General features: G+C 45.6%; 9 protein-coding genes and 1 pseudogene. 5 read left to right on the forward strand and 5 right to left on the reverse strand.

The features are described 5' to 3' along the window. Positions 1–116: 116 nt before the first annotated feature. Positions 117–819, reverse strand: a pseudogene (locus tag QUA03_RS27205) (IS1 family transposase). A gap of 401 nt (positions 820–1,220) precedes the next feature. Here QUA03_RS27205 and ppk1 point away from each other — a divergent pair. Next, on the forward strand, positions 1,221–3,404 hold the full coding sequence (ppk1, locus tag QUA03_RS27210) for a polyphosphate kinase 1 (protein ID WP_333085610.1): 2,184 nt from the start codon (positions 1,221–1,223) through the stop codon (positions 3,402–3,404). Between the two features lie 213 nt (positions 3,405–3,617). On the opposite strand, the gene QUA03_RS27215 is transcribed toward ppk1, so the two are convergent. Further along, complete coding sequence (locus QUA03_RS27215; protein ID WP_015176488.1) at positions 3,618–3,788, reverse strand: hypothetical protein; 171 nt, start codon at positions 3,786–3,788, stop codon at positions 3,618–3,620. Positions 3,789–3,991: 203 nt separating this feature from the next. Continuing rightward, the gene (locus QUA03_RS27220; protein ID WP_333216609.1) at positions 3,992–4,492 is read right to left on the reverse strand and encodes a hypothetical protein; all 501 of its coding nucleotides are present in this window, start codon (positions 4,490–4,492) and stop codon (positions 3,992–3,994) included. A gap of 79 nt (positions 4,493–4,571) precedes the next feature. Between QUA03_RS27220 and QUA03_RS27225 the strand changes: the two genes are divergently transcribed. From QUA03_RS27225 to QUA03_RS27235, 3 genes are all read left to right on the forward strand, one after another. Beyond that, positions 4,572–5,123 (forward strand): DUF2854 domain-containing protein, encoded by a 552-nt coding sequence (locus QUA03_RS27225; RefSeq protein ID WP_333216611.1) that lies wholly within the window; start codon positions 4,572–4,574, stop codon positions 5,121–5,123. A gap of 211 nt (positions 5,124–5,334) precedes the next feature. After that, positions 5,335–5,934, forward strand: a complete 600-nt coding sequence (locus QUA03_RS27230; protein WP_333216613.1) for an FAD-dependent monooxygenase — start codon at positions 5,335–5,337, stop codon at positions 5,932–5,934. Positions 5,935–6,105: 171 nt separating this feature from the next. Beyond that, positions 6,106–6,417: an FAD-dependent monooxygenase gene (locus QUA03_RS27235; RefSeq protein WP_333216614.1), complete on the forward strand. Its 312-nt coding sequence runs from the start codon at positions 6,106–6,108 to the stop codon at positions 6,415–6,417. A 255-nt stretch (positions 6,418–6,672) separates the two neighbouring features. On the opposite strand, the gene QUA03_RS27240 is transcribed toward QUA03_RS27235, so the two are convergent. Together QUA03_RS27240 and exaC are read right to left on the reverse strand one after the other, a co-directional pair. Next, the gene (locus tag QUA03_RS27240; protein ID WP_333216615.1) at positions 6,673–7,020 is read right to left on the reverse strand and encodes a DUF779 domain-containing protein; all 348 of its coding nucleotides are present in this window, start codon (positions 7,018–7,020) and stop codon (positions 6,673–6,675) included. A gap of 166 nt (positions 7,021–7,186) precedes the next feature. Beyond that, positions 7,187–8,707, reverse strand: a complete 1,521-nt coding sequence (exaC, locus tag QUA03_RS27245; RefSeq protein ID WP_333216616.1) for an acetaldehyde dehydrogenase ExaC — start codon at positions 8,705–8,707, stop codon at positions 7,187–7,189. A 447-nt stretch (positions 8,708–9,154) separates the two neighbouring features. Here exaC and QUA03_RS27250 point away from each other — a divergent pair, with 447 nt between their 5' ends. After that, a complete protein-coding gene (locus QUA03_RS27250) occupies positions 9,155–10,357 on the forward strand; it encodes a phytochelatin synthase family protein (RefSeq protein ID WP_333216618.1) in 1,203 nt (400 codons plus the stop codon). Positions 10,358–10,486: the final 129 nt, after the last annotated feature.

Below are 10,486 nucleotides of genomic sequence, written 5' to 3' on the forward strand. Positions count from 1 at the left end.
AGCCTCTTTCTGAGCTTCAGATAGGGGCTTTGTTGTTTTTGCTGAAGTTGCCCTACCTGTTAAACTGTAGTTTATACTAAAAAATAAGCCCAGCTAAAAGTAGCGGCGTTGCTGAATCAAGGTATGAATGCCCCAGGAATGGGAATATCGTGAAATTTCAAGTAATGTATTAATAACTTAATAGAATGCTTGAGCATTTTCTCGCACTTAGAATAACAAAGAGTCTTCCGATGTAGTCTGGCTAAATAATGTCTTAGTCTTGTATTTTCTCCTTCTACTCGTGTCATATAAGTCTTACTGATAATCTGATCCTCATCAGGAATAAACATGGGATATACAGACCATCCATCAGTTACATAAAAGTAGCATTTCCATGCACTTACTTTGTTCCATAATGGTTCAAATGTCTTAGCGCTATGATCCCCTAATACCCATCCTAAAATTCCTGGTTGAAAGTGGTCAACCGCTGTCCACAACTAGATTTTGTCTGTTTTTTTTACATAAGTTTGTAATTCATCGGGTTCACCAACTTCTGGAATGACTTCAGGGTCATAAACCTCTGGTAACAGTTTTCCGACTTGTTTTACCCAATTTATTACGCCCGGTATGATGAACTCCCTTAACTCGTTCTATCGCCCGTAAACCCATACCATTGACGTACATTTTTAGGCAATCACGTTTGATGCTCTCGCTATAACCTCGATGGGGTTCATAGTGATTAATGAATTGACGACCACATTTGACACACATGTGATTTTGTTTTCCTTTCTTCTTGCCGTTTTTACGGATATGGGTTGATTTACATTCTGGGCATTGCATAAATTATTCCTCCTATTCATACTCTAACTCAGCAACGCCAAAAATCTTAATTTCCGCCATTCTGTTAGAAAATAAACGCTCAAATCCCCGCTCTATCTACAGTTAAAAATTTGGCTCTCACTTTTATTGTCCCAGAGTGACAGAAGAGGATTAAGGTCTCAGGGACACGCCAGCTTCACCTGACCGAAGCAGATAGACTTTTTCATCGTCTTCCACCAGACTACTCTGAACATACAAGGGACACGGCAGTGCCGTATCCCTACACATATTGCGTACCAGACCCTCGCGGATGACCGACAAAAACGTGCGATCGACCAAAAGCAGATGCGAACAAATCCTTTAACCTACAATACTATTTCTAGAGATGCCATCACCGAGCCTCCCAAAGACTCCCTCAAACCATGCCGAAGCCAAAAAAGACCCCCGCCAAAACCTACACTGAAATCAACCTCAGCGATCCTCAATATTACTTCAACCGAGAACAAAGCTGGCTAGAATTCAACAACCGCGTACTCCACGAAGCCCTCGACCCCCGCACGCCCCTTCTCGAAAGGCTCAAATTTCTAGCTATTTTTAGCTCCAACCTAGACGAATATTTTATGGTGCGGGTAGCCGCCCTCAAACAGCAAGTACAAGCAAAAGTCAGCAAATTGACCTCCGACGGCAGCACGCCTCAAGAACAGCTAGATGCCCTTAACCAGCGGCTTTTGCCAATGGTTTCTCAGCAACACGCCTATTTTGAGCAAACCCTGCGGCCGAAACTAGCAGCAAGCGGCATCTACATTCTTGACTACATTGACCTCAATCAAGAACAGCGCAATTACTTGCATCGCTACTTCAAAGAACAAGTATTTCCCGTACTCACTCCCCTAGCAGTTGACCCCAGCCACCCATTCCCCTACCTTTCCAATCTCAGCCTTAATTTAGCAGTAGTAGTCAGGGACCCCGACACGCGGGAAGAATTATTTGCCCGCGTTAAAGTACCGCAGGTTTTGCCGAGGTTTTTGCCACTACCGGGGGATTTACAGTGGCAGCAGAGGGGCAAATCTCCGGTTTGGACTGGCGTGCCCCTAGAACAGGTGATTGCCCACAATTTAGAAGCTTTGTTTCCGGGGATGGACATTCAGGAATATCACCCGTTCCGCATTACTCGCAATTCCGATTTGACGGTGGAGGAAGATGAGGCGGAGGATTTGCTGCTGGCAATAGAACAGGAACTCCGCAAGCGTCGGTTTGGAGGTTCTGCGGTGCGGATGGAAATTCAAGCGATTATGCCGCCTGCGCTGCGAGATATGCTGATGGAGGAGCTGGATCTCGGTGAGCAAGATGTTTACGTCGTAGAGGGGCTGCTAGGCCTCAAGGATTTGATGTCTTTTGTGGGGCTTCCCGTGCCGGAACTGAAAGACCCACCTTGGACTCCCGTTGTGCCGCCCCGTTTGCGGAACTCGGAATCGCCAATGATTTTAGGCAAATTGATGTTGGATGCTGACGAGGGCGAGGATATTTTCACCGTCATCCGGCAGGGGGATTTGATGCTACACCATCCCTATCACTCGTTTGCGGCGACGGTGCAGCGGTTTATTACTGAGGCGGCGCACGATCGCTCCGTGTTAGCGATTAAGATGACTTTATACCGCACTTCTGGAGATTCGCCGATCGTCAGCGCCTTAATTCAAGCAGCGGAAAACGGCAAGCAGGTAGCCGTTTTAGTAGAGCTTAAGGCTAGGTTTGACGAAGAAAATAATATTAATTGGGCTCGCAAGTTAGAACAAGCGGGAGTCCACGTAGTTTACGGTTTGGTGGGACTCAAAACCCACACCAAAATTGTGATGGTAGTGCGTCGCGAGGAGGAATTCATCCGTCGCTACGTCCACATCGGCACAGGCAATTACAATCCTAAAACAGCCGGACTCTATACCGATGTGGGTTTGTTGAGTTGTCGCGAGGATTTGGGATCGGATTTGACGGATTTGTTTAACTATTTGACTGGTTATTCGCGGCAGGTATCTTATCGAAAATTATTGGTGGCACCGGTCAATATGCGCGATCAATTTTTAGCTTTAATCCGCCGCGAGGCAGAATTCTGCCGCTTGCAGGCCGAAGGCGGCATCGGTAGCTGTGGCCGCATTGTCGCTAAAATGAACGCTTTAGTTGACCCTCAAATCATTGTTGCTTTGTACGAAGCTTCGCAAGCGGGAGTTAAAATTGATTTGATTATTCGGGGGATTTGCTGTTTGCGTCCCGGCGTTGAAGGTGTTAGCGAAAATATCAGAGTTATCAGTATTATCGGCCGCTTTTTAGAGCATTCTCGGATGTTTTATTTTTTCAACGGTGGGGACGAAGAGGTGTATATTGGTTCTGCTGACTGGATGCAGCGCAATCTCACAAGACGGGTTGAGGCCATAGTTCAAGTGGAAGACCCGACAATTGCCAAGGAATTGCAAGAAATTTTGGGGGTAATGCTGGCTGACAACCGCCAAGCTTGGGATTTGCAGTCTGGGGGACACTACTCTCAGCGGCGGCCGCCTGCTAATTGCCCGGAAGTGAGCTCTCAGCAAATTTTGATGGATATGGTGATGAATTAGTCAGTTGACAGTTGTCAGTTGTCAGTTGTCAGTTGTCAAATTTGCAGTTAGCAGTGGTCGGTTCTTGTTAGCTATTAAGCTGTACTGCATTTAATTTTGACTTTGTGGGCGGGATCTTCTGCCCACCCCACAAGATTTTTACTAACATAACTATCCAAATTAAATGCGCGACAACTAATGACTAATGACTACTGACTAATGACTACTGACTACTTAACTGTTAAAAGTACGCTTGAATTCTTCTAATAGATCGTCAATTTCTTCGATCGCCTGACTCACATCTATTCTCAGGGCTCCCAAATCCGATCGATCTAACAGCCGCACGAGGGATTCCCGCTTGCTCTCGATTTCTGCTACGCGCTCTTTGATTGTTTGTGCATCCATGGTTTTTTGCCTTTGCTAGTATTAACAAAAATATTTGACATTTCCCTCTGCCAACAGACGGAGATTCTTAATTCACCGACATACCTTTTTGGGCAAATCCTTCACTGTTTTTATATGGGAAGTGATGAATCTGCTCAGGTTTTTTTGTGTCTGTGTTATAGTTTGATTGTACATCAAAACTTCAGCCAAACTTCAGCCACATTTTAGCGCAAAAAAGGCGGACGTTTGGTATCTGCAGGTTTATTTTTCATCATTCCAGCTAAAAATCGCTTCAGGGCCTTCTCCCGGTTTTTCATAAAAGCAGCCCAAAATCCCGGTTGATATTCATCCATCGTCTTGGCTAGGGCCCAGACATCGATCGCTAAGATATTATAAAGCCTTTCATCTTCGCGTTTGAGCGAGTTAATCTGCTCCAGAACCGCCTTATTTGCTCCAGCAGTTTGTTTGTCTTCGTCTTTAATCATGTCCGAAAAATGGTTGAAAGGGCAAGAGTGTCGATCGAGATCGCCACTCTGTATACTTTGATGATACTGCCGATCTCGATTGCCTTCTGGAACCAACGCCGCGCAATTAACACGGATATTTACCGATGGCGCGCCCGGGCGAGTCCGGCTGGATAAGCTTCTGAAGCTAGAGACAAGACTGTGGATGCACACCGCTCCCGCGCTCATAGATGCTAGCAGTTTTTGCTGGTCTTTTGGCAAAAAAACTAAATTTATTCAAGACTTTTTGACAGATAATAATTAAAGTATATTGTTGATTTCAGCTAACTACCTCACTAATATGTTACGCAAAATTTCTTTAGCAAACCTAGCCTTAGTTGTTGGCGGTATTATAGCAGCAGTCGGGTTTGGAGCCTACTTCACAGACAGACCTACCCTGAACCTAGCCGGTTTTTTTTATGGAATTCCGCTGTTGCTGGGAGGTTTGGCTCTGAAAGCAGCCGAACTCGAACCAGTAGAATTCACCGAACCTACTTCTGCTGAAGTTCTCCTCCTGCGAGAAAGTCAGGCCACAGATACTCAAAACCAAGTCCGCAAAGATGTCACCCGATTTCGCTACGGCCAACCCGCGCACTTAGATGATGCTTTGGAGCGCCTGGGCCTGGCCCCAACAGACGAGGAACGGCCCCTCCTGCAAGGGTTGCGGGAAGTTGATGTTGACGGTGCTTATGGGTTAATTTTAGAGTTTTATTCACCGCTAATGCCGATCGACTTATGGGAAGAAAAGCAAGAAAAAATAGCTACTTTTTTTGGGCCCGGTTTGCGCGCACAAGTGACTCAAAAGGCTGGTGACAAAATTGAATTGGCTCTAATTAAAAATACTCAAGCTTAAAGTCTTCTGAAGTTTTGAGTGCAGAAATTTTGAAGTAGCCAATTAATAATTAATGCTGCACCGGCTCAGATACTGATTTTAGCGGCAGCGTGAAACCTGTCGCTATCAGCAAAAGCTCAATCCGCAATTGAGCGATCGCCAAAATTGGATTTTCCTTAATTACAATAGTGGTTGAGAACCGATCGGCAATCTTAAATCAGGAGAAGCACAAATGGTTTCGTCCCAGAGTAGGATAGGTATTATCGGCGCCGGATCATCAGGAGTTTATCTAGCAATTTTGCTGATCCAACAAGGATTTCAAGTTACCTTGTTTGAAAAAGCACCCCATGCGCGCACCGATGGCTGTGGTATCCTGATCGTGCAAGCAGGTATGGAAGCGCTGCATCAAGGAAACCCTCAAATTAGCCAGAAAATTATTAACTCAGGCGCTCCGGTTAAATTATTCGAGTTCCGCAACCTCCACGGCGATGTCATCAATTCTGAACCCGTCACGTATGAGGAAAATGAACTCCCAGGAATGCTAGTACACCGCAAAGCTATTTTAGAAGCACTCCTGGAGGAGTTACCCCCTGACACTATTCGTTTTAATGCTGAATTATTGTCAATCTCCCAAACCGAGCATAGCGCGATCGCGCACTTTAAAGATGGCAGTCACTGGGAAGGAGATCTGTTAATTGGTGCCGATGGAATAATTTCTAAGGTTCGTCAATTTGTGGTTCCGGGTGTAGAATTGTGTTATTTAGGTGATCTAGTATGGCGAGCAATTGTAACAGATAATAACTTCTGTCCAGAAGGAAACTATTTGCTTTAGGTACGCGAACGAGGAATTTATGCCAATTTTGTTAATCTTGGTGCAAATCGTACTCATTGGGGTTTCTTTCTGGAAAAGGATCTGGCCGATTTTGAAGTAGGCAAACTACAACCAACTAATATCATTATTCCTCCCCAAGAGTTGGCAAAACTCCCAGAGGATGCGCGAAATGTGATTGAGTCAACCCCTTTGGAAAATATTGTCTGTCGTTATTCCTATGACATTGATCCCCTGCCTCAACTATATGATGGCCGTGTTATCTTAATTGGTGACGCGGCTCACGCGAAAAGTCCGACACGCGCTAGAGGTATGACTTCAGGTTGGGAAGATGGTTTGTCTTTATCACGACATCTCATGTCTAGTGCTAATATTGCAGAAGCTCTGGCAAATTTTCAAGCTGAAAGATTACCGATTGTCCACGAATACCAACGCACTAGCCGTGAAATTAGTCAGCAAATCAGGGCAAACGCCTCTAAATCCTGAAAGCTTTACGCTATCAGGGGTTTAATTTTGGGCAACCAAACTCAAATCATGGGTGAAGCCTTTGTCTAGCAAGTATTCTAAAAATAAGATGCGTTTGCCCTCGTTAGAAAATTGGTGGTCGTTAGCCCAGGCGAGAAACTTAGATAAAAATTTAAATAAAATAGGTTTTTTCGCTCCCATGAAAGAAACGGGGTTTCAGGCTTAAGCAAACTCATGTTTTTAGAGAAACTGCAGGCAAGTTCAGGATAAACAGAGTTACTCAGCATTAACAAACAAGCGAGAGCGAGTAATAAAACGCTCTCCATCCGGCCCTTCCAGGGAGAAATCACTGCCTCCGGGCCCCGATGCCACGTCTATAATCAACTGCGTGTGCTGCCAATATTTGTATTGCTGCGCTGCAATATAAAAGGGGCAACCGCCTATTTCGCCGAGTAATACGTCACCATCACCGATTATCAATTCCCCGTTGGGAAAGCACATGGGGGAACTACCGTCGCAGCAGCCGCCGGATTGGTGAAACATCAATTCTCCGTGTTGAGTTTTGAGATGGTTAATTAATTTTAAAGCGGCTTCTGTTGCCGTGACTTTTGCGATCGTTTCCATTGCAGTCTCTTTTTGTAGCAATTATTTTTCGTTTTTGAATCAGCTTTTTTTAATGAACCGCAGAGGGCGCAGAGGGCGCAGAGAAGGAGAGGAAAGAGAAAAAGAAGGAGTTCACGAATCATTGAAGTTTGTCCTTCTTCCTTTTTCCTTCCCAACGACTAAAACTTTAGAAAAAACCTAAAGTTTTCGGGCTGTAGCTGACTAACAAATTCTTAGTTTGCTGGTAGTGATCTAACATCATTTTGTGATTTTCGCGACCGATACCAGATGATTTGTAGCCGCCGAATGCTGCGTGCGCGGGATACAAATGATAGCAGTTTGTCCACACGCGACCGGCTTGAACGGCGCGGCCCATGCGGTAGGCGGTGTTGATGTCGCGAGTCCAAACTCCGGCACCTAAACCGTAGAGAGTATCGTTGGCAATTTCTAATGCTTCGGCTTCGTCTTTGAAGGTGGTGACTGCTAATACTGGGCCGAAGATTTCTTCTTGGAAAATTCGCATTTTGTTGTTTCCTTTGAAGACTGTTGGCTGGAAATAATAGCCGTCTTGCAAGTCGCCGGATAAGATGTTTCTTTCGCCACCAATGAGACATTCTGCGCCTTCGGCGTGACCGATTTTGACGTATTCGGCGATTTTTTCCATCTGGTTGATGGAGACTTGCGCGCCGAGGGCGGTTGTCGGATCTAAGGGGTTGTCTTGTTTGATTTGGCGGATGCGATCGATCGCCCTTTCCATGAATCGATCGTAGATTGACTCCTGAATTAAGGCGCGGGAGGGACAGGTGCACACTTCTCCTTGATTAAACGCAAACATGACTAATCCTTCCACTGCTTTGTCGAGGAATTCGTCGTCTTGGGCGCAGATATCTTCAAAAAAAATGTTGGGGGATTTGCCGCCTAGTTCTAGGGTGACGGGGATGACATTTTGGGAGGCGTATTGCATGATTAGCCTGCCGGTGGTGGTTTCGCCGGTGAAGGCAACTTTGGCAATTCGGGGACTGGTGGCGAGGGTTTTGCCGATTTCGGCGCCGGGCCCGTTTATGACGTTGATTACGCCGTCTGGTACTAAGTCGGCGATGATTTCCATCAGTACCAAGATTGAAGCGGGCGTGGGGCCTGCTGGTTTGAGCACGACGCAGTTGCCGGCGGCGAGGGCTGGGGCGAGTTTCCAGGCGGCCATTAATATCGGGAAGTTCCAGGGGATGATTTGTCCGATGACGCCTAGGGGTTCGTGGAAGTGGTAGGCGACGGTGGTTTCGTCGAGTTCGCCGATCGATCCTTCTTGAGCTCGGATGCAGCTTGCGAAGTAGCGGAAATGGTCGATCGCCAGTGGTATGTCTGCGAGGCGGGTTTCGCGAATTGGTTTACCGTTATCCCAGGTTTCGGCGATGGCGAGGCGATCGAGGTTTTCTTCGATGCGATCGGCTATTTTGTGTAAAACCCGCGCCCTGTCTGCTGGGGAAGTCTTACCCCACTTGTCTTTCGTGGCGTGGGCGGCATCCAGTGCCAATTCTACATCCTCGGCGGTCGATCGGGGGATTTGACAAATTGATTTTCCTGTTATTGGAGACAGGTTTTCCGAGTATTTCCCTTTCACTGGTGGCACCCACTTGCCGCCGATAAAGTTGTCGTAGCGAGTTTGAAAAATCGACTGACTGCCGGATTGAACAGGTGCTGCTACTACCATTTTATTACCTGATTAAAAATTGTTTTCGCGGAGGCTTGAAATCTCTTGCATATCAACTATCGTCTATTTTCCTGAAGGTCGGTCAGTTCATATACAAAATTTTACAGTTTTCAAATATTTTGCATTCACTGTAGGGGCTGGTTGAAAAACCATCTCAGGCGAAAACCAACAATCTCCAAAACCCACTCCCACCCAACTGTAAATACTATTAATTATCCGAGCTGCATACTGCTCAATATGTGGGAAATTGCCGAATTATTTCATCACCTTGATGCCTAGCCGTCGGAAATAGTCACGTTTTTTAAATTTGCACCCCTAAAGCGAAATCTTCGCAGCGTTTTATTGCTAAAATTGAAAAAATAGTTAATAAGTGCATTCATCATTATCCATGTGACGATATTGCATAATATTTATTAGCACCATAAGCAATAAGGGTTAAAAGACTCAATGTCTGCTCAAGGGTTTTATCGTCGTTCACTCCCCGATTCTGCTATTGCCTTTTCCTCCATAGAGGGAAAGCAAATATTTCGAGAAGCCTTGGCATTGGGAGGTATGGAAGGGTATTTTGCTCTAGCGGAACAGTTTCATACTCAAGCAGAACCCGCTTTTTGTGGATTGGGTAGTTTAGTTGTTGTTCTTAATGCCTTATCCATCGATCCGGGTCGCATTTGGAAAGGGGTGTGGAGATGGTATGGAGAGGAATTTTTAGACTGTTGCTTACCTCTTTCAGTGATTAAAGAAAACGGTATCACCTTTGATGAGTTTGTATGTATAGCACGTTGCAACGGTGCTGTTGTAAAACCTAACCGTTACCACCAAAGCAGCTTGGAAAACTTTCGGCAAGCAGTTGAAGAGGTGACTGCGGCGTCAGGTGATATTCATCTAGTTGTTTCCTATAGCCGAAAGGTATTGGGACAAACGGGTGATGGTCACTTCTCACCAATTGGTGGCTATCATCCACAGCGGGATCTAGTTCTTCTGCTGGATGTGGCCCGTTTCAAATATCCACCTCACTGGGTTTCTCTGCCTTTGTTATGGCAAGCATTTGAACCTGTCGATCCCGTCACTAATCAATGTCGAGGTTATATTTTATTGCAGAAGAGTGAAAGGTTGCCAGAAACCTTCTTTCATGTTGCTTGTGATTTACATCAGTGGCGTAGTGTTGCTCCTTACTTTACAGAAATACTCCCAGACATTCTGAGAAAAGAGCAACCTGATTCAATTGCTTCATTTGTCAGTACCATCCTGCACCATTGGCCTATTGAATTCACAACTATGGTGAATACCTCCTCAGAGACGGCAGAGACACTTGAGAAATTACGGGCAGCTATTGAGTTAAATTCACTGTTTGATATTGTTCACCAATGCTTGTCAAGCGATGACTGGGATGCAATGTCTGTTGTAGGGAAGTGGTCGCAACAGCCATTCGTAGCAGAGATAATAACAGCAATATTACTCTCCTGTCCCGAAACGCTCTATGCAACTCTCAAACCCGAGTTACGACGGTGGTTTAGTGAGGTGCGCCACCTTGAGAAACTACTCCCTCCCTTGGATCTAGAGATATCTAGATTGAGAGAACAAATGTCAGCACTCCAGGAGTTTTACACTTTATATTCAAAGGAACATCAGTGCAATATCCCTCAGAGTTAGCACCTACCGCCTTTTGAGTTCCCCAAACCTCGACTAACTACAAAAGTGAAAATTAACCCTCTTTTGTCACTCTCGTGGTAGTATAAGCAGTAACACACCCCAAAAGCATTGCCAGTCCTATGGTAGAGC

The organism is Microcoleus sp. S36b_A4, assembly GCF_036700645.1.
GTDB lineage: Bacteria > Cyanobacteriota > Cyanobacteriia > Cyanobacteriales > Microcoleaceae > Microcoleus.

Bases quoted from the DNA above. Each gene is read 5' to 3' on its own strand.
- ppk1 (WP_333085610.1), top strand. From the start codon at position 1,221: ATGCCGAAGCCAAAAAAGACCCCCGCCAAAACCTACACTGAAATCAAC.
- QUA03_RS27240 (WP_333216615.1), bottom strand. From the start codon at position 7,020: ATGGAAACGATCGCAAAAGTCACGGCAACAGAAGCCGCTTTAAAATTA.
- QUA03_RS27230 (WP_333216613.1), top strand. From the start codon at position 5,335: ATGGTTTCGTCCCAGAGTAGGATAGGTATTATCGGCGCCGGATCATCA.
- QUA03_RS27225 (WP_333216611.1), top strand. From the start codon at position 4,572: ATGTTACGCAAAATTTCTTTAGCAAACCTAGCCTTAGTTGTTGGCGGT.
- exaC (WP_333216616.1), bottom strand. From the start codon at position 8,707: ATGGTAGTAGCAGCACCTGTTCAATCCGGCAGTCAGTCGATTTTTCAA.
- QUA03_RS27215 (WP_015176488.1), bottom strand. From the start codon at position 3,788: ATGGATGCACAAACAATCAAAGAGCGCGTAGCAGAAATCGAGAGCAAG.
- QUA03_RS27250 (WP_333216618.1), top strand. From the start codon at position 9,155: ATGTCTGCTCAAGGGTTTTATCGTCGTTCACTCCCCGATTCTGCTATT.